The sequence below is a fragment of the Cryobacterium sp. M25 genome, assembly GCF_002929635.1.
GTDB lineage: Bacteria > Actinomycetota > Actinomycetes > Actinomycetales > Microbacteriaceae > Cryobacterium > Cryobacterium sandaracinum.
This window is the reverse complement of sequence record NZ_PJJU01000033.1, coordinates 32,364-50,463: the sequence shown is the minus strand read 5'-3', so window position 1 is coordinate 50,463 and position 18,100 is coordinate 32,364. Positions and strand designations below refer to the sequence as shown.

At 67.3% G+C, this 18,100-nt stretch carries 19 protein-coding genes; 10 read left to right on the top strand and 9 right to left on the bottom strand.

Annotated features, from left to right (window positions below; all coding sequences use genetic code 11):
* Positions 1 to 602: 2-C-methyl-D-erythritol 4-phosphate cytidylyltransferase (locus CXY81_RS02575; protein WP_158251982.1), on the bottom strand; the 602-nt coding region annotated here is incomplete at its 3' end.
* Between the two features lie 198 nt (positions 603 to 800).
* Positions 801 to 1,283, bottom strand: coding sequence for a CarD family transcriptional regulator (locus CXY81_RS02570; protein WP_104171851.1), 483 nt, complete (start codon positions 1,281 to 1,283; stop codon positions 801 to 803).
* Positions 1,284 to 1,448: 165 nt separating this feature from the next.
* On the opposite strand from CXY81_RS02570, the gene CXY81_RS02565 reads away from it, so the two are divergent.
* Entirely contained in the window at positions 1,449 to 1,925 is a 477-nt protein-coding gene (locus tag CXY81_RS02565) for a hypothetical protein (protein ID WP_104193864.1), read from the top strand.
* Between the two features lie 70 nt (positions 1,926 to 1,995).
* Here the strand turns inward: CXY81_RS02565 and CXY81_RS02560 are convergent, their stop codons facing one another.
* Together CXY81_RS02560 and CXY81_RS02555 are read right to left on the bottom strand one after the other, a co-directional pair.
* The gene (locus CXY81_RS02560) at positions 1,996 to 2,676 is read right to left on the bottom strand and encodes a response regulator transcription factor (RefSeq protein ID WP_104100146.1); all 681 of its coding nucleotides are present in this window, start codon (positions 2,674 to 2,676) and stop codon (positions 1,996 to 1,998) included.
* A complete protein-coding gene (locus tag CXY81_RS02555) occupies positions 2,673 to 3,827 on the bottom strand; it encodes a cell wall metabolism sensor histidine kinase WalK (RefSeq protein ID WP_104171849.1) in 1,155 nt (384 codons plus the stop codon). Before CXY81_RS02555 ends, CXY81_RS02560 begins: the two co-directional genes overlap by 4 nt.
* Before the next feature lie 180 nt (positions 3,828 to 4,007).
* On the opposite strand from CXY81_RS02555, the gene phoU reads away from it, so the two are divergent.
* Positions 4,008 to 4,664: a phosphate signaling complex protein PhoU gene (gene phoU, locus CXY81_RS02550; RefSeq protein WP_104193863.1), complete on the top strand. Its 657-nt coding sequence runs from the start codon at positions 4,008 to 4,010 to the stop codon at positions 4,662 to 4,664.
* A gap of 86 nt (positions 4,665 to 4,750) precedes the next feature.
* On the opposite strand, the gene CXY81_RS02545 is transcribed toward phoU, so the two are convergent.
* From CXY81_RS02545 to CXY81_RS02530, 4 genes are all read right to left on the bottom strand, one after another.
* On the bottom strand, positions 4,751 to 5,503 hold the full coding sequence (locus CXY81_RS02545; RefSeq protein WP_104100149.1) for a phosphoglyceromutase: 753 nt from the start codon (positions 5,501 to 5,503) through the stop codon (positions 4,751 to 4,753).
* Positions 5,504 to 5,570: 67 nt separating this feature from the next.
* On the bottom strand, positions 5,571 to 6,758 hold the full coding sequence (locus CXY81_RS02540; RefSeq protein ID WP_104193862.1) for a folate-binding protein YgfZ: 1,188 nt from the start codon (positions 6,756 to 6,758) through the stop codon (positions 5,571 to 5,573).
* Between the two features lie 66 nt (positions 6,759 to 6,824).
* Positions 6,825 to 7,439, bottom strand: a complete 615-nt coding sequence (locus tag CXY81_RS02535; protein ID WP_104171847.1) for an FABP family protein — start codon at positions 7,437 to 7,439, stop codon at positions 6,825 to 6,827.
* 206 nt (positions 7,440 to 7,645) lie between these two features.
* A complete protein-coding gene (locus CXY81_RS02530; RefSeq protein ID WP_104171846.1) occupies positions 7,646 to 7,909 on the bottom strand; it encodes a hypothetical protein in 264 nt (87 codons plus the stop codon).
* A 74-nt stretch (positions 7,910 to 7,983) separates the two neighbouring features.
* On the opposite strand from CXY81_RS02530, the gene CXY81_RS02525 reads away from it, so the two are divergent.
* The 8 genes from CXY81_RS02525 to pstB all read left to right on the top strand — a co-directional run bounded on the left by CXY81_RS02525 (position 7,984) and on the right by pstB (position 17,012).
* Complete coding sequence (locus tag CXY81_RS02525) at positions 7,984 to 8,676, top strand: response regulator transcription factor (RefSeq protein WP_104193861.1); 693 nt, start codon at positions 7,984 to 7,986, stop codon at positions 8,674 to 8,676.
* Positions 8,651 to 9,571 carry a mycothiol synthase gene (gene mshD / locus CXY81_RS02520; protein ID WP_233193935.1) on the top strand — a complete coding sequence of 307 codons (921 nt, stop codon included), beginning with the start codon at positions 8,651 to 8,653 and terminating at the stop codon, positions 9,569 to 9,571. The genes CXY81_RS02525 and mshD overlap by 26 nt, the downstream gene beginning before the upstream one ends.
* 56 nt (positions 9,572 to 9,627) lie before the next feature.
* Complete coding sequence (locus tag CXY81_RS02515) at positions 9,628 to 11,802, top strand: RNA degradosome polyphosphate kinase (RefSeq protein ID WP_104100155.1); 2,175 nt, start codon at positions 9,628 to 9,630, stop codon at positions 11,800 to 11,802.
* Positions 11,799 to 12,737, top strand: a complete 939-nt coding sequence (locus CXY81_RS02510) for an NUDIX hydrolase (protein WP_104171843.1) — start codon at positions 11,799 to 11,801, stop codon at positions 12,735 to 12,737. Before CXY81_RS02515 ends, CXY81_RS02510 begins: the two co-directional genes overlap by 4 nt.
* A gap of 176 nt (positions 12,738 to 12,913) precedes the next feature.
* Positions 12,914 to 14,002: a phosphate ABC transporter substrate-binding protein PstS gene (gene pstS / locus CXY81_RS02505; RefSeq protein ID WP_369828329.1), complete on the top strand. Its 1,089-nt coding sequence runs from the start codon at positions 12,914 to 12,916 to the stop codon at positions 14,000 to 14,002.
* 144 nt (positions 14,003 to 14,146) lie between these two features.
* Positions 14,147 to 15,091, top strand: a complete 945-nt coding sequence (gene pstC, locus CXY81_RS02500; protein WP_104100157.1) for a phosphate ABC transporter permease subunit PstC — start codon at positions 14,147 to 14,149, stop codon at positions 15,089 to 15,091.
* Positions 15,091 to 16,191: a phosphate ABC transporter permease PstA gene (pstA, locus tag CXY81_RS02495; RefSeq protein WP_104171841.1), complete on the top strand. Its 1,101-nt coding sequence runs from the start codon at positions 15,091 to 15,093 to the stop codon at positions 16,189 to 16,191. The genes pstC and pstA overlap by 1 nt, the downstream gene beginning before the upstream one ends.
* Positions 16,192 to 16,232: 41 nt before the next feature.
* The gene (pstB, locus tag CXY81_RS02490; RefSeq protein WP_104193859.1) at positions 16,233 to 17,012 is read left to right on the top strand and encodes a phosphate ABC transporter ATP-binding protein PstB; all 780 of its coding nucleotides are present in this window, start codon (positions 16,233 to 16,235) and stop codon (positions 17,010 to 17,012) included.
* Positions 17,013 to 17,190: 178 nt separating this feature from the next.
* On the opposite strand, the gene CXY81_RS02485 is transcribed toward pstB, so the two are convergent.
* The gene (locus CXY81_RS02485) at positions 17,191 to 18,093 is read right to left on the bottom strand and encodes an aminodeoxychorismate lyase (RefSeq protein ID WP_233193934.1); all 903 of its coding nucleotides are present in this window, start codon (positions 18,091 to 18,093) and stop codon (positions 17,191 to 17,193) included.
* Between the last annotated feature and the right edge of the window lie 7 nt (positions 18,094 to 18,100).

The window sequence follows — 18,100 nt, the reverse complement described above, 5'->3', positions numbered from 1 at the left end:
TCGAGCGACGAGCCGGCGGATGCCGCGGCGGCCGCGGCGGCCGCGGCGGCCGCGGCGGCCGCGGCGGCGAGCATCTCCCTCGGGAAGCCCTGCGGGGTCTGCACGGCCGAGAGTGCGGCGCGGTCCACCGTGCCCAGGATCTCGCCGGTAGCGGAGATTTTCTTGATGGTGTCGACTACGGCCAGGCCGGGAACGATGCCGTGACCGGTTGACTGCACCGCGTCGACGACGGCGTCGCAGAGCGCGGCGGGCGTGAGGGCGCGCGCGGCGTCGTGCACCAGGACGGTGCGCACGCCGGGGTGCAGCGCGGCCAGGCCGCGGTTCACCGACTCCTGTCGGGTGGCGCCGCCGGCCACCACGTCGACGGATGCTGCCCCGCCCGCCCTCGAGGCGACCCGGCGGGCGTGGGCCAGGTGGGTGTCGGGCGCGACAACGATGACCTGCACCGGGTCCCGCATCCCGAACACAGAGGCAAGCGCGCGTTCGAGCAGCGTGCGTCCGGCCAGCGAGACGAACGCCTTCGGCTCGGCGTGCCCGAGCCGGCTGCCACTCCCGGCGGCGACGACGATGACTGCGACCTGGGGCGCAGGGGTTTCAGTCATATCTGGAGGCTATCTGGTGAGGTCGGCGACGAATGGACGCGAGACGGTGAGTACGAAGTGGTGCGGGAGGTACTGCGGCAAAAGACCGCGTCGGTGCGGGCGCCGGAAGCACGAAAGGCGGCACCTCGCGGCGCCGCCCTCCATCGAAAGCAAGTCTGGTTACGTGGGTTCTGATTCTGCCGGTTCCGGCTGTGCCGGTTAGGACGCCAGGACCTCGTCGAGGAACGTGGAGGCCTTCTCTTCGTCGGTCTTCTCCGCCAGGGCCAGCTCTGAAATAAGAATCTGACGGGCCTTGGCCAGCATCCGCTTCTCGCCGGCGGACAGGCCCCGGTCCTGGTCGCGACGCCACAGATCACGAACGACCTCCGACACCTTGATGACGTCGCCGGATGCGAGCTTTTCCAGGTTGGCCTTGTACCGGCGGGACCAGTTGGTGGGTTCTTCGGTGAAGGGAGCGCGCAGCACCTCGAACACCTTGTCGAGACCCTCTTGGCCGATCACGTCGCGAACGCCGACCAGGTCGACGTTCTCGGCGGGAACCTCAATGGTCAGATCGCCCTGGGTGACATTCAGCTTCAGGTACAGTTTCTCTTCACCCTTGACCATGCGCGTCTTCACCTCGGTGATCGTCGCAGCACCATGGTGGGGATAAACGACAGTTTCGCCAACCTCAAACAGCATATGTGTATCCCTTCAGCAACGTCGAGGATACCACAGCCGCCAGTGGTAAGGTGCGCCGCGCCCGGGCGCGCGCGGCCCAGCCCGACGGGAGCCGGTAGGCTGAAGGGGAAAGCTAAATTTGCAGCGTTTGGCCGTCAGGCGGAACGGTGATCTGTTGGAGGCGTTGTGAAAGCTCGTATCATCGTGTCCGTCGTTGTGGCGACCGGCATCCTTCTGGGGACCAGCGGCTGCAATCTCCTGGCACCACAGTCGACGACCGCGAAATACGACGCAAGCGACGGAGTCAGCGGCAATGTCGGCGACCTCGCCATCCGCAACGCCATGCTCCTGTCGGACGACGGCAACATCGCCAACCTCGTGGTCACCGTCGTCAACTCGGGCGATTCGGCACACAGCCTGAACGTGCAGTACGACGACGGCACCGAGAAGTTCACCCAGGAGGTGAACGTGGACGCGAACTCCAGCGTCACGTTCGGCACACCAGATGCCCCGACCGTCACCGTCACGGCCGACGTCGCGCCGGGGTCGCTGTTCCCCGTCTTCTTCCAGTACGGCAACGAGACCGGCGTCGAAGTTCTCGTCCCGGTGCTCGACGGCTCACTCGAGGAGTACTCGACGCTGCTGCCGACCTCCGCCCCGTAGGGCGAGGCCGACTGGCCACTCCGGATCGCGGCACGCATTCCCGCGCGGGCGCCCTCCGTCGCGCCCGGCCTCAGGCGTCGAAGCGGTAGCCCAGGCCGCGCACGGTGACCAGCATGGTCGGATCCGAGGGGGCGGCTTCGATCCGCGACCGGATCCGCTTGATGTGCACGTCCAGGGTCTTGGTATCCCCGAAATAGTCGCTGCCCCAGACCCGGTCGATCAGCTGACCTCGGGTGAGCACCCGGCCGGCGTTGCGGAGCAGGAACTCCAGCAGCTCGAATTCTTTCAGCGGCAGGTTCACGATCTCGCCGGACACTGTCACGGTGTGCCGCTCGGTGTCCATCCGCACTGTGCCCGCCGACAGCAGGCTCAGGTCCTCCCCGACCTCGTCGGTGCGGCGCCGGGAAACGGCACGGATGCGGGCGAGCAGTTCCCGGGTCGAATACGGCTTGGTGACGTAGTCGTCGGCGCCGAGCTCGAGCCCGACCACGATGTCCACCTCGGAGTCCTTGGCGGTCAGCATGATGATCGGCACAGACGACCGCGTGCGGATCTCCCGACACACCTCCGTGCCCGGGATGCCGGGGAGCATGAGGTCGAGCAGAATCAGGTCTGCGCCGGTGCGGTCGAACTCGCTGATGGCGCTCGGACCGTCTTCGGCGACGGTGACCTCGTACCCCTCCCGCTCGAGCAGGAAGCTCAGCGGCTCACTGAGCGCGCTCTCGTCTTCGACTAGAAGGATGTGGGTCATGGGGTGTCTCCTATCGCCGCCGAAGCGGGGTGCGGCGCCTCCGGGAGGCGGATGGTGAAGGTCGAACCGCTGCCCGGCTGCGACCAGACGCGGATGTCGCCGCCGTGGATCTGAACGATGTGCTTGACGATCGCGAGGCCGAGCCCCGTACCGCCGGTGTGCCGCGAGCGGGCCTGGTCGACCCGGAAGAAGCGTTCGAAGATCCGATCGAGATCGGCTTCCTCGATACCCACGCCCTGGTCGGTGACGCTGATCTCGACGACTCCGGCGTTCTTGCGCACCCCGACCCCGACGCGGGAACCCTCTGCTGAGTAGTTCACGGCGTTGGCCACAAGATTGTGCACGGCCATCACGAGGAGCCGCTCGTCGCCGCTCACCTCGGCCCCCGATTTCTTGCCGAGGGCGATCGTGATCCGGTCCGCCTCCGCGGTGACCCGGCTCTGGTCCACCGCCGTGGCCACGATGACGTCGACGTTGAGGATCTCGGGCTCGGTCAGGGAATCCTGCGCCTGTAGGCGGGACAATTCGATGATCTCCTGGGTCAGGCGGCTGAGGCGACCGGACTCAGTGGTAAGGCGGTTCGCGAAGCGGCGCACCTGCACCGGCTCGTCCGCCGCCTGGGTGAGCGCCTCGGCCAGCAGCCCCACGGCGGCGATGGGCGTCTTCAACTCATGGCTGATGTTGGCGACGAAGTCCCGGCGCACCTCGTCGAGCCGGAAAGCCTCGGTGCGGTCCTCCGCCAGCACCAGAACGTACCGTGTTCCCAGCCGGGCCAACCGCACCCGCACCCGCATGCTGGCATCACCGAAGGGCCCGCGGGAGAGGACCAGGTGGTCCGAGATCGGCTCGCCGGAACGGCGCACCTGGCTGATCAGGTTCAGGAGCTCGGAGTGCACCAGCTGCCGGTTCCAGACCAGTCCCATCGACACCGCGGCCTGGGATGCCTTGATCACGTTGTTGGACGGGTCGACGACGGCACCGGCCGTCTCCAGCGCGTCGAGCACCTGGTCGATTCCGTCGGGGACGGCCGGGTTGACGACCTCGGCGGCGCGCCGACCGTGACGCTCGGCCACGTGCAGCAGCGTCATGAAACCGGCCCCGACAGTCAGGCCGAGGGCCAGCGCCAGAAGCACAAGCCCTGTCGATTCCATTCATCCAGAATACTGACGTTTATTCCGGGTGGGTGACGGGGCCGTCCCGGCGCGCAGACTACTTTAGGTAGAGTTCAAGACCACGGCACCTGCCGTTAACCTCCCTCCCCCATGATTCGGTGGGGCCAGGTGGGTCTCACGCGTCTGCGTGTTACGCGCGCCCAGGAAGGACCACACACCATGCGTGAAGTATTCCAGCAGGAACTCGCCGAAGTGCAGGATCGCCTTGTCGAGATCTCCCGACTCGTGGCGATCTCCATCGACAAGGCGACGCGCGCCTTCAACGAGTCCGACGTCGGTCTGGCGGACGAAGCGATTTCCGAAGACGAGAAGATCGACGAGCTGACCATCGAACTCGATGAGCTGGCCATCACGATCCTGGCCCGCCAGCAGCCGGTCGCACGCGACCTGCGCATCGTCGTCAGCGCCCTGCGCATCAGCGCGTCGCTCGAACGGATGGGCGATCTGTCCACGCACATCGCCCAGCTGGCCCGTTACCGGTTCCCCGACAAGGTCGTGCCGAAAAGCCTGCGCGCCACCTTCGCCGAGATGGGCACGCTCGTCACGGCAATCGCGCACATGCTCACCGCGCTTCTGACCAATGAGGACATGAAGCTGGCCGAAACCATCCGCAACGAAGACGACAAGGTCGACGCGCTGCACCTCAGCGTGTTCGACGCCGTGCTCGGGGCGACCTGGAAGGGCCAGGCGGCCGACACGGTCGACTCCACCCTCGCCAGCCGCTACCATGAGCGCTTCGCCGACCACGCGGTCTCGATCGCGAAGAAGGTGCAGTACCTCGGCACCGGCGCCTGGCAGCAGAACACGAACGCCTAGAGTCCAGGCGTTCCGGCGTCGCCAGGAACGAGAAAGCCCCGGAAGCAGTCGCTTCCGGGGCTTTCTCGTTCCTGGTGGGTTGGACGCTACTTCTTGTTTCCCTGGGCCGCGACGGCGGCGGCACCGGCGGCGGCAGCCTCGGGGTCAAGGTAACGGCCGGGGCCGAGCGGCATCATGTCCGCGCCGAGGCGGTAGACCAGCGGGATGCCGGTGGGGATGTTCAGCTCGGCGATGTCCGCGTCACTGATGCCATCGAGGTGCTTGACCAGCGCGCGCAGCGAGTTGCCATGGGCGGTGACGAGAACCGTCTTGCCCGCACGCAGGTCGGGGGTGATGTCGGATTCCCAGTAGGGCAGCATCCGGTCGACGACGTCGCTGAGGCACTCGGTGCGGGGCAGGTCGTCGCCGAGCGCCGCGTAACGCGGGTCGTGCGCCTGAGACCAGCGGGAATCGTCGGCCAGCACGGGCGGCGGAACGTCGAAGGAGCGGCGCCACAGCTGGAACTGCTCGGGCCCGAACTTGGCGAGGGTCTCCGCCTTGTCGAGACCCTGCAGGGCGCCGTAGTGGCGCTCGTTGAGCCGCCAGGAGCGCTTGACGTCGATCCACAGCCGGTCGGCTTCTTCCAGAGCGATGTTCGCGGTCTGGATGGCGCGGGTAAGTAATGAGGTGTGCAGGATGTCGGGCAGCAGGCCCGACTCGGCGAGAAGCTCGCCGGCGCGCTTGGCTTCGCCCGCGCCCTGCTCGCTCAGCCTGACATCCACCCAGCCGGTGAAAAGGTTTTCCTGGTTCCATAGGCTTTGGCCGTGACGGAGAAGGATGAGATTGTATGCATCTGACATGAGTCCAACTCTACCGACGTGGCGAGCGCGCCGGGGCTGGGTCGGCGGCCCGGGTCAGTGACCGGCGTCAGTGGCCGGGCGTGCGGATGCCGAGCCGGGGCAGGCGCGGGATATCGGCCACCGAGCCCGCCGACTGAGGCACGATGACCTCCTGCGCGGCCGCGACGAGGATGTCCTGGGAGGCCACGTACAGAGTGACCGTGGCGGGAACGGTGCGCTTCACCGTGGCGAGCGCGATCGGGCCCAGCTCGTAATGGATGGCGCTGGAGGTGATCCGGCCGATACCGCGGTGCTCGGTGGTTCCATCGGCCAGCTGCTTCACGGCCTGCACTTCGTCCCCGTGCACGGGGAGCACCGCGTCGGAGCCGTCCAGGTGCAGCAGCACCAGGCGGCGGGGCGGATGCCCGAGGTTGTGTACCTTGGCCACGGTCTCCTGGCCGCGGTAGCAGCCCTTGTTCAGGTGCACGGCGCTGCGCAGCCAGTCGAGTTCGTGCGGCAGGCTCTTCTCGTCGACCTCCGTGGCCCGGCGCGGGCGCCACGCCGCGATCCGGAGGGCCTCGACGGCGAGAAGGCCGGCCGCGGCGACCCCTCCGTTCCGCACGGCGTCGCGCAGAGCCGGCAGGGACGCGCGGGGGACGAGGGTCTCGGTCCAGTGCCACGCGGCGGCCGGATGCGCCGGTCCAGGCGCGTACTGGTATCCGCCCGCGGAGACCTGGGTCCAGGGGTCGTGCCACACCAGAGGCACTCCGCTCGGCGCGGCCGGTGTGAGCGGCAACACCGAAGGGTCACCCATCGACCCGATCACGGCGTAGGCGAGAGTGTGGTCGACGACCTGCACCCGCAGTGTGAAGCGCATCGTGTCGAGCCACGCGTGCAACCCGGGCAGTTGGGCTGCCTCGACCAGCAGCCAGGTCTCCACCCCGTCGTCGATGACCGCCATGGCGTATTCGACGTGGCCGTTCGGGTCGAGCAGGAGCGTCTCGGTGGACTCCCCCGGCGCCAGGCGGCGCAGCTCCTGGCTGGAGATGGAGTTGAGCCAGGTCAACCGGTCCGGTCCGGCGACGCTCAGCACGCCGTGGTGGGACAGGTCGACGACGGCTCCGCCGGCGAGAAGCCGGCGCTGCTCCGTGAGAGGTCCGCCGTAGTGCGCGGCCACGCCGGCGTCGATGCCCTCGGCCTGCACCGCGCCGTCGAGTTCGAGCAGCGGGGATCTGAGCGGCGAGGACGGGAGAAGGGACACGGGTGCATCGGTCATGGGAGCTCTTTCCAACGGACGGTTCGGCGCCGGGGCGCCTGGATGTGAGGCGCAGGGATGCCCGGTTTATTCGACGCGCTTGAGGCGGCCGGACGCGTGGGTGCGCAGGCTCTGACCTAAGGCGGCCATGTCCCAGGCCCAGAGCAGATGGCCGTCGACCAGACCATAGAGCCTCGTCGCCGCCGAGTAGGGTTTGGCACCCTGGGTGCGCATCACGGCATCCGTCGCCAGGTCGATGCGCGGACCCTTGACCTGGCCGAGGTAGATTTCCGCGACTCCGCCGGGGTGCACGATGGTCACGTCGATATCGAAGCCGTTGTCGGCGTTGCGGAGGGTTTCGACCGCCGCAGCGGTGACGAACGGATGCTCACCCACGGCCGGCAGCAGACCCGGACCGGGATCGCCGAGCCCTTGGGCACGGCTCAGCCGCCAGTACCCGGTTTCCGTCATCAGCGGCGTCGACTCACCGCCGTCGGCGTCGGGCGTGGGCTCGAGCCAGGTGTAGGAGTTGTAATTCAGGTGCGGCAGGCCGTCGTGGCTGAAGCTCAACCGGTGACCGAACTCCCGGCTGACGGACTCTTCGCCGATCTGATAGTCGATGACTCCCGAACCTTCCCACACCCCGAGGAGCCACGACAGCGGCACCAGTTCGGAGGGAAGCTGAGGGGGCAGCTCGAACATCGAGGGCTACCGCTGCCCCCGGTACAGCTTGAACAGAACCAAGCCGGACACCCAGGCGATCGACAGGCTCGCCAGCGCGAGCAGCCCCAGGAAGAAGATTTCGATAGCGAGGATAGACATGCCCCTTACTCTAGCCCGCTCGCGCGCGATAACCCCTCGGCACGCCTCAGCAGAACAACACGAGCACGGGCTGACTCAGATCAGAGTCAGAGGAGCCCGGCGAGAGCGAAGATTCCGGTGGCGGCGGCGAGCACGGCCACGGCACCGACGAGGCTGGTCGTAACCCGGTCCACGTAGCCTTCCTTGCGTCCGGTCGCGAGCTGTACGCTCAGGGTTCCGATCGTGCAGCCGGCGAAGGAGAGGCTGATCCAGATCAGATGCTGGCCGGGCAGCGACAGCCATCCGGCCAGCACGGCGCACGCGAACGCGAACAACCACACCACGACGACGCTCTTCCACTGCCAGCTCACCCTCTCATTCTGCCCTGCCCGGGACCCTTTCCGCGGCACGCTAGGATTGGGCGCACAATCCTTGGAGGGTGAGTGTGGCCCAGTTGTTGATCCTGACCTCGGCGGTCAACAGTGACGTTCTTCCCGCCCTCGCCCTGCTGTCACACGGCACGCGCACCATCCCCGCCCAGCCGGACCAGCTCGTGACGGCGCCCGACGCCGACCTCATGCTCGTCGATGCCCGCTCCAATCTGATGGCGGCCAAGTCGCTCTGCCAGATTCTGCGCACCACGGGAAACACCGTTCCGCTGCTGCTCGTGATCACGGAGGGCGGCCTGGCCGCGGTGAGCACGGACTGGGGCGTCGACGACGTCATCCTCGAGACGGCCGGGCCGGCCGAGGTGGATGCGCGCATCCGCCTCGCCGTCGGGCGCGTGCCCCGCACTGAGGAATCCGCCACCATCCGCGCCGCCGGGGTCATCATCGACGAGGCCAGCTATTCCGCCAAGGTGCACGGCCGGCCGCTGGACCTCACCTACAAGGAATTCGAGCTCCTGCGCTTTCTCACCGCGCATCCGTCGCGGGTCTTCACCCGGGAACAGCTACTCAGCGAGGTCTGGGGCTACGACTACTTCGGCGGCACCCGCACGGTGGACGTGCACGTGCGGCGACTGCGGGCCAAGCTCGGCGACCAGGAGTCCCTGATCGGCACCGTGCGCAACGTGGGCTACCGCTTCAATGTGCAGGAACAGGACGGCACCCGTGGCATTCATCCGGTTTGCGCCTGATCTGACGGATGCCGCCTTCGCGGCCGAGTTCCACCGGGTCAGCGCCGCCGCCACACAGGGCGACGGCTACGCGCCGTTCAACGAACAGTCCCTTTTCGACGTGGCAGCGGGGCACCGCGCCCCGTTCCTGGTCGTGGAGAAGGACGGGAACGTCGTCGTGGGTGCGGGCATCCTCGGCGCCGGCGAACTCGACCTCGTCGTCGACCCGGCCCGACGCCGGCACGGGTACGGCGCGGCCGCCCTGGCCGAAATCCTGGCCGACGCGCCCGGGGAGCTGACGATCTGGTCGCACGGCGACCACCCCGCTGCCCGGGCGCTCGCCGATCGGTTCGCTTTCACGGCCGAGCGCACTCTGCTGCAGCTGCGGCTGGACCTGTCGAAGGAGACAGCCGGCAGCGCGCCGGCCGAGCCCGGAGCCCCTGCCCGCACCGGCATCCGTGCCGCCATCCAGATCGACGCGTTCCGGCCCGGGACGGACGACGCGGAGTGGGTGGCGCTGAACGCGCTGGTGTTCGCCGCGCACCCGGAGCAGGGGGCTCTGACCGCGAGCGATCTGGCCGCCCGCTGTGCCGAACCGTGGTTCTCGGCCGGTGATTTCCTGGTGGCCCGCGACGCCGGCACTGGCACCGGTCGGATGGTCGGCTACAACTGGTTGAAGATCGAGTCGGGCTCCCCGGTGGGCGAGATCTACGTCGTCGGCGTGCACCCGGATGCCGCCGGTCGCGGCGTCGGCCGCCGCCTCATGCTGGCCGGGCTCGACCGCCTCCGCGAACGCGGGTGCCGAACCGCGGACCTGTATGTGGAGGCCGACAGCGCCGCCGCGGTGGCCCTGTATCGTTCGCTCGGGTTCACCGAGCGAACGATCGATGTGCAGTACCGCCGGAGCCCGCGTTGACCAGTGTTCACCCAAGATCGTCGCATTCGCGCGGTCCGCAGTGTCAAGATGGTTGAATGGACGGCGATAACATTCAGACCGACTCGGGCCTGGGCAGCGACTTTGACGATGATTTCGATCCCCTGATCGGCGTGAACGATCCGGCGCTCCTTACCGAGCGCTACCTCGACCGGGAACTGAGCTGGCTGGCCTTCAACCAGCGGGTGCTCGAGCTCGCGGAGGACCCCGATCTCCCGGCTCTGGAACGGGCGAACTTCCTGGCCATCTTCGCCAGCAACCTCGACGAATTCTTCATGGTGCGGGTCGCCGGCCTGAAGCGCCGCATCCTCACCGGGCTGGCCGTGCCGACCAACATCGGGCGCGCCCCGCAGGACGCCCTCTCCGACATCTCCACCACGGCCCACGTTCTGCAGGCCCGGCACGCCCACGCCTTCCAGGACCTCGTCAGCCCGGCCCTCGCCGAAGCCGGGATCGACATCGTCAACTGGGACACCCTGGACGACGCCGACCGCCGTTCCCTGCGCGACTACTTCTCGAACCAGATCTTCCCGGTGCTGATGCCCCTCGCGGTCGACCCGGTGCATCCATTCCCCTACATCTCCGGGCTCTCGCTGAACCTCGCGGTCCGGGTGCGCAACTCCAAAACCGGCAAGCAGGAGTTCGCCCGGCTCAAGGTGCCCACCATGCTCCCCCGCTTCGTGCGCGTGGACCGCCGCGAGAAGGCAGACAGCGTACGCTTCATCACGCTCGAGGACCTGATCGCGAACCATCTCGGAGACCTGTTCCCGGGCATGGACATCCTTGAGCACCACGTCTTCCGGGTCACCCGCAACGAAGACGTCGAGATTGAAGAGGACGAGACCGAGAATCTGATCAAGGCCCTCGAGAAGGAGCTGCTGCGCCGCCGGTTCGGCCCGCCCATCCGTCTCGAGATCACCGAAGACATGGACGAGGTCACCCTCGGCCTGCTCGTGCGCGAGCTGGACGTCACCGATCAGGAAGTGTACCGCCTGCCGGCCCCGCTCGACCTGGGCGGCCTCTTCGACCTGCGGATCGACCGCCCGGACCTGCGCTACGTGAAGCACGTGCCGACGACGGCCGTTCAGCTGCTCGCCCCGGAACCGAACGCGGAACCGGACATCTTCAGCGCCATCTCGCGCCGGGACATCCTGCTGCACCACCCGTACGAGTCGTTCGCGACCAGCGTGCAAGCGTTCCTCGAGCAGGCCGCGGCCGACCCGGACGTGCTCGCCATCAAGCAGACCCTGTACCGTACCTCGGGCGACAGCCCCATCGTCGAGGCGCTGATCGCAGCCGCCGAGTCGGGCAAGCAGGTGCTCGCCCTGGTGGAGATCAAGGCCCGCTTCGACGAACAGGCCAACATCACCTGGGCCCGCAAGCTCGAGAAGGCCGGCGTGCACGTGGTCTACGGCCTCGTGGGCCTGAAGACGCACTGCAAACTCGCGCTCGTGGTGCGGAACGAAGACGGCGTTTTGCGCCACTACAGCCACATCGGCACCGGCAACTACAACCCCAAGACCAGCCGCCTCTACGAAGACCTCGGGCTCCTGACCGCGGACCCGCAGGTGGGCAAGGACCTCACCCGTCTGTTCAACGAACTCTCCGGCTACGCGATCGAGAAGAAATTCAAGCGCCTGCTGGTGGCGCCGCTGCACCTGCGCCGCGCCCTGCTCAAGAGCATCGCGACGGAAACCGCGGCCGCCCAGGCCGGCAAGCCGTCGGGCATCCGGATCAAGGTGAACTCCATGGTCGACGAGGCCATCATCGACGCACTGTATCGGGCCAGCCAGGCGCGCGTGCCGATCGAGATCTGGGTGCGCGGCATCTGCAGCCTGAAGCCCGGGGTCCCCGGGATGAGCGAGACCATCAAGGTGCGCTCGATTCTCGGGCGATACCTGGAGCACTCCCGGATCTTCTCGTTCCACACCAACGGTGACCCGCAGGTCTACATCGGCAGCGCCGACATGATGCACCGCAACCTCGACCGCCGGGTCGAGGCGCTGGTGCGCCTCGTCGACCCTGACCACCTGACCGAAATCGACGCCCTCTTCACCCGGGCCATGGACGACCGCACCTCATCCTGGTGGCTGGACAGCTCGGGCGAATGGACGCGCCACCACCTGGACGGCTCCGGCCATCCGCTCGACGACATGCAGAACAGGCTCATGCAACAAATCTCCCTCCGCAAGCGCCCGGCGGGGCGCCGATGAGCGACCCTGCCATCTACGCTGCGGGCGCCGTCTGCTGGCGCCTGATCGACGGCAAGATCCACGTTCTCCTGATCCATCGCACCGTGTACGGCGACGTGACCATTCCCAAAGGGAAGGTCGACCCAGGCGAGACCCTGCCGCAGACGGCCGTGCGCGAGATCGGGGAGGAAACCGGTCTGGCCGTGGCCCTCGGCGTGCCACTGGGCATCTCCGCCTACTCGCTGCTCAACGGCCGCGAGAAGATCGTTCACTACTGGGCCGCAGAGATCACGCCCGAGGCCATCCAGCACTCGACCTTCGTGCCCAACGGCGAGGTCGCGGCGATCGAGTGGGTCACCATCAAGAAGGCCCGCACCTACCTCAGTTACACGCCCGACGTGGAGATCATCGACGCGTTCGCCAAGCTCGTCGACACCGGTGTCACCCGCACCTTCGCCCTGATCGCGCTCCGCCACGGCAAGGCCGTGCAGCCCGGCAACTGGGACGGCCCCGACTGCAGCCGGCCGCTGACCGAGCGCGGCGTCAAGCAGGCCGCCGCCATCGTGCCCACGATCACCGCCTGGCAGCCCCTGCGGATCGTGTCGAGCACGGCGACCCGCTGCGTGACCACCGTGGCCCCGCTCGCGGCGGCCACCGGCATCCAGATCAAGCGCACCGAACGCTACAGCCAGGACGCGTTCGAGCAGGGCCTGGCGGATGTCCGTTCCGGCATCGGCAAGCGGGTGCGGTCGCGAAAGACTGCTGTGATCTGTAGCCACGGGCCGGTTCTCCCCGAGATCCTGCACGAGATCGCCCTGGCCACCGGCACCACCCACGGTGCGTACATCTCCGACGCGGCGGCCCTCGAAACCGGGTCGTTCTCGGTGGTGCACCTCTCCGCCGACAATCCGAGCGCGGGAATCGTCGCGATCGAAACACACTCGCCTGCCCTCTGACCACGGTATTCAGTGAATACCCCGCTGCTTCTATCGGCCTGCCCCGCCGCGTTCACTTTCCGTTAACCTTTTCGCAGGGGTGTCGTTAACCAGGCGGAATATGGTCACGGTGAGGCCAGCACCGGTCTCGAACCTGCAGTCACTTGTTATGAAGTCAACCCTCGAAAGGGATATCTGTGAATTTCATGCGTTTTGGCCGACCCGCGGTCATCGCCGTCGTCGCCGCACTGGCACTGTCTTCCTGCGCCGCGAACGAAGGCGCCGCTCCGGAGTCCGACTCCGCCAGCGCCCTCACCGGCACGATCAACGCCGGTGGCGCGTCCTCCCAGGGCTCAGCCCAGGAAGCCTGGATCTCAGCGTTCCAGACTGCGAACCCGGACGTCACCATCAACTACGACCCGTCCGGTTCCGGCGCAGGTCGGGAGGCGTTCATCGCCGGTGGCTCCGACTTCGCAGGCTCCGACTCCTACCTGAGCGACGACGAGCTCGCCGGCACCTTCGGTTCTTGCGCAGCGGACACCACCGCGGTCGACCTGCCCGTCTACATCTCCCCCATCGCTGTGATCTTCAACGTCGATGGGGTCGACGACCTCAACGTCGACGCCGACACGCTGGCCAAGATCTTCTCCGGCGCCATCACCACCTGGAACGACCCGGCCCTGGTCGCACTGAACGAGGGTGTCTCGCTCCCGTCGACCGCGATCACCGCCGTGCACCGCTCGGATGACTCGGGCACCACGAAGAACTTTGCGGACTACCTCGGCCAGAACGCCCCGGACGTGTGGACCGAGAAGGCTTCCGACGCCTTCCCGTTCCAGACCGGTGAGGGTGCGCAGGGCACCTCGGGCGTCGTCGACGCCGTCACCAACGGCGTGGGCACGATCGGCTACGCCGACGCGTCGCGCGCCGGAGACCTCGGGGTCGCCAAGCTCAAGGTCGGCGACGAGTTCGTCGCGTACAGCGCCGAAGCCGCCGCCGCCGTCGTCGACGGTTCTCCTCTCGTCGAGGGCCGCGAAGCCAACGACCTCGCGTTCGACCTCAACCGCATGACCGAAAACCCGGCCGAGTACCCGCTGGTCCTGGTCAGCTACGCGATCGTTTGCACCGAGTACGCCGACCCCGCCCAGGCTGAGCTCGTCAAGGCCTACGTCGGCTACATGGCCAGCGCCGAGGGCCAGGCCGAAGCGGTAGCATCCGCCGGCGCGGCATCGATGACGACCGAACTTCAGGACAAGGTCGCAGCGGTTCTCGATACCATCAAGTAGCTCCTGTTTCGCCGTTCCTCAGCTGCCCGATCCGGGACTCGCATGGCTTGCGAGCACCGGGTCGGGCAGACTGGGGTTCGTGGCCTGTGACCTGAACCTCTCTTTCTTAGCTTTTGCCCCAACCTTCCCAGGGAGATACCCGGCATGACGACCGCAGTAGAGCGACCCTCGCTCAAGGCCAAGGAACGCCCCGGCGACCGCATCTTCGCCACGAGCACGATTGTGGCCGGCAGCCTCATCCTGGCAATTCTCGCCGCCGTCGCGGCCTTTCTGCTCGTGCAGAGCCTGCCGGCCTTTCTCGCCGACCCGGAGGAGTTCAAGGGCGACACCACCAACTTCTGGTCGTATGTCTGGCCGCTCGCGTTCGGCACACTCTGGGCGGCGTTCCTCGCGCTGATCATGGCCGTGCCCGTCGCCATCGGCATCGCGCTCTTCATCTCGCACTATGCCCCCCGCAAGCTCGCGCAGGGCCTGGGCTACCTGATCGACCTTCTCGCCGCCGTGCCCTCCGTCGTCTTCGGGCTGTGGGGCATCGGCGTGCTCGCGCCGCTCGTGCAGCCGTTCTACACGAACCTGGTCGAGTGGTTCGGCTGGATCCCCCTCTTTGCCGGCCCGGTTTCCGGCACCGGGCGCACGACGCTCACGGTCGCCATCGTGCTGGCTGTCATGGTCTTGCCGATCATCACGGCGCTGTCCCGGGAGATCTTCCTGCAGACCCCCGTGCTATACGAGGAGGCCTCACTGGCCCTCGGCGCAACCCGCTGGGAAATGATCGCCATGGCCGTGCTGCCCTTCGGCCGTGCCGGGATCATCTCCGCCTCGATGCTCGGCCTCGGCCGGGCCCTGGGTGAAACCATGGCCGTCGCCATGGTGCTCTCACCCAGCCGGGACGTCATCTTCCAGCTCCTGACCTCGCAGAACCCCACCACAATCGCCGCGAACATCGCCCTCAACTTTCCGGAGGCGCACGGCGTCGGCGTCAATATTCTGCTCGCGACGGGCCTCATCCTCTTCGTCATCACGCTCGTGGTGAACATGATCGCCCGCGTCATCATCAACCGCCGCAAGGCATTCTCCGGAGCGAACTGATGAGCCTGACGACCACGGCCACGAACACGGCCGCGCCCCTGACTAACTCCCTCACCGCGGGCAAGCTTCCTCGGCACACCTCTCTGGCCGTGCTCCTGGCCAGCTGGCTGGTCACAGGCGCGTTCTTCTTCGTGGTGATGCTCTCCGGCGCCGCCGAGGGATTCAACGTCGTCGGAACGCTCTTCTTCGGCACCGTCGTCTACTGCGTCGCCATCTACCTGCTCTCGTACTTCGTCGAGGGCGTGCGCAAGGCCAAGGACCGCCTGGTCACCGCCCTCGTGACCGTGGCCTTCGCGGTCGCCCTGCTGCCGCTCTTCTCGCTCGTCATAACCACCCTGGTCAACGGACTGCCGGCGTTCCTCACCCCGAGCTTTTTCACCCAATCCCAGCGCAACGTCGTGGGCGAGGGCGGCGGCGCCTTGCACGCCGTCATCGGCACGCTGCTGATCACCGGTGTGGCCACGCTCATTTCGGTGCCGATCGGCCTCCTGGCAGCGATCTACCTCACCGAGTACGGCCGAGGCCGGCTGGCTCGGGCGATCACGTTCTTCGTCGACGTCATGACCGGCATCCCGTCGATCGTCGCGGGACTCTTCGCGTTCGCCCTGTTCTCTCTCCTGTTCAACGACCCCGGCATCCGCTTCGGATTCGGCGGCGCCATCGCCCTCACAGTGTTGATGATCCCCGTCGTCGTTCGTTCGAGCGAGGAAATGCTCAAGCTTGTTCCCAACGAGCTTCGCGAGGCGGCGTACGCGCTCGGTGTGCCGAAATGGCTGACCATCGTCAAGGTCGTGCTGCCGACATCCCTCGCCGGGATCGTGACCGGGATCATGATCTCGATCTCCCGCGTGATCGGTGAGACGGCCCCGCTGCTGATCATCTCCGGGTTCACGGCCAGCATGAACTACGACCTGTTCAACGAGCGCATGATGACCCTGCCCGTGTTCGTCTACACCCAGTACGCCAACCAGGGCGCAGACACCCAGTCCTACCTCGACCGTGCCTGGGCCGGCGCCCTGACGCTCATCTTGATCGTGATGCTATTGAACCTGGGCGCGCGCGTCATCGCCAAAATCTTCTCCCCCAAGCTCGGCCGCTAGGCTCCACCTCCCGGCCTCGGCCGTCTGATCCAAAGGAATGCATGTCCAAGCGCATTGAAGTCAACGACCTCAACGTCTACTACAGCAAGTTTCTGGCTGTCGAAGACGTGTCGTTGGTGATCGAGCCTCGAACCGTGACGGCCCTGATCGGGCCCAGCGGATGCGGCAAGTCCACGTTCCTGCGCACGCTGAACCGCATGCACGAGGTCATCCCCGGGGCGTACGTCACGGGCGATGTACTCATCGACGGCAACAACCTCTATGCTCAGGGCGTCGACCCGGTGCTCGTGCGCCGCCAGGTGGGCATGGTGTTCCAACGCCCGAACCCGTTCCCGACCATGTCGATCGGCGACAACGTGCTGGCCGGCGTGAAGCTCAACAACCGCCGGATGGCCAAGTCCGACGCCGACGACCTGACCGAGAAGTCGCTGCAGGGCGCGAACCTCTGGAAAGAGGTCAAGGACCGCCTCGACAAGCCCGGCTCGAGCCTCTCCGGAGGGCAGCAACAGCGCCTCTGCATCGCACGCGCGATCGCGGTGCAGCCCGACGTCATCCTGATGGACGAGCCGTGCTCGGCCCTCGACCCGATCTCGACGCTGGCGATCGAGGACCTGATCGAGGAGATGAAGGCCGACTACACGATTGTGATCGTCACTCACAACATGCAGCAGGCATCCCGGGTCTCCGACCGCACCGGATTCTTCAACATCGCCGGCACCGGCAAGCCCGGCAAGCTGATCGAGTACGACGACACGACCACGATCTTCTCCAACCCGAGCGAGCAGGCCACCGAGGACTACGTCTCCGGCCGCTTCGGCTAAGCCCGGTTCCGTGCCTGGCGCGCGGACAGCACTGCGCCCTGGCTCCGTGCCCCGAACGAATTCGACGGAGATTCTGCCCTGAACGCGCCGATTACGCGTGAAACGGCACGATTGGAGCAGAATCTCCGTCGAATTGGTTAGCAAGCGGGCTGCGGGGCGACGGGCCGCGGGTGGGGCGTCAGACGGTGCGGGCGAGCAGGGCGGCGTTGAGGGTGCGGGTGCGCTCGGAGTCGACGGGCATTGGTCTGCCATCGAGTTCGGTCACGTGCACGGCCAGGCGCAGGCTGGAGAGCAGCCACACGGCATCCGCCGACCGTAGCTCGTCGACGCTCATGTCGCGGTATTCCGTGCGCTCCCCTGCCGCCCGAAGGTGCTCGAACGCGCTCTGTTGGGTGGTGCCGTGCAGGATTGCTCCGCTCGGCAGGGGAGAGACGTAGACGTCGCCCCTGCAGAGCATCACGGTCGAGGTGGGCCCCTCGAGCACGAAGCCGTCGTGGGTGAGGAAGATCGCGTCGTCGGCGCCGCGGCGGCGGGCCTCCCTGAGGGCGGCCATGTTGACCGCATAGCTGAGCGTCTTCGCGCCCATCAGGAGCCAGGGCGCCTGCTCTGCGACGCCGTGCGGGTAGCCGCGGTCCAGGGTGACCGCCCGGATGCCGTCCTCGCGGACGACGGCGAAGTCGGGCGCGGGGGTCGCGTGAAGCCAGGCCGTGGGTGCCGGGCCGGAGTCGACGCCGCGGCTGTAGACGAGCTTGAGCACAACTTCGCCCTCGTGCGGGACGCGGTCGACCACGTGCGCGATCGCGGCCAGCCACTGAGCCGTGTTCGGCTCGGGCAGCTCACAGGTCGCGGCCGAGGTGCCCAGCCGGGCAAGGTGAGGGCCGACCGCCTGAGGGTGGCCGCCGACCACGCCAAGTGTCTCGAAGACGCCGTCGCCCCGCTGGGCGCTCAACTCCCCCACCCGCAACGCCGGGGCATCCGAGTCCACCTCGTGGAACGTGTCGTCGAATTCCGTCTGCGGCGCGTCGGCGGGAACCGGGTCGAGGAGCAGGGTGAAGGGCAGCGTCATTCGCCGAACAGTCATTTGACGA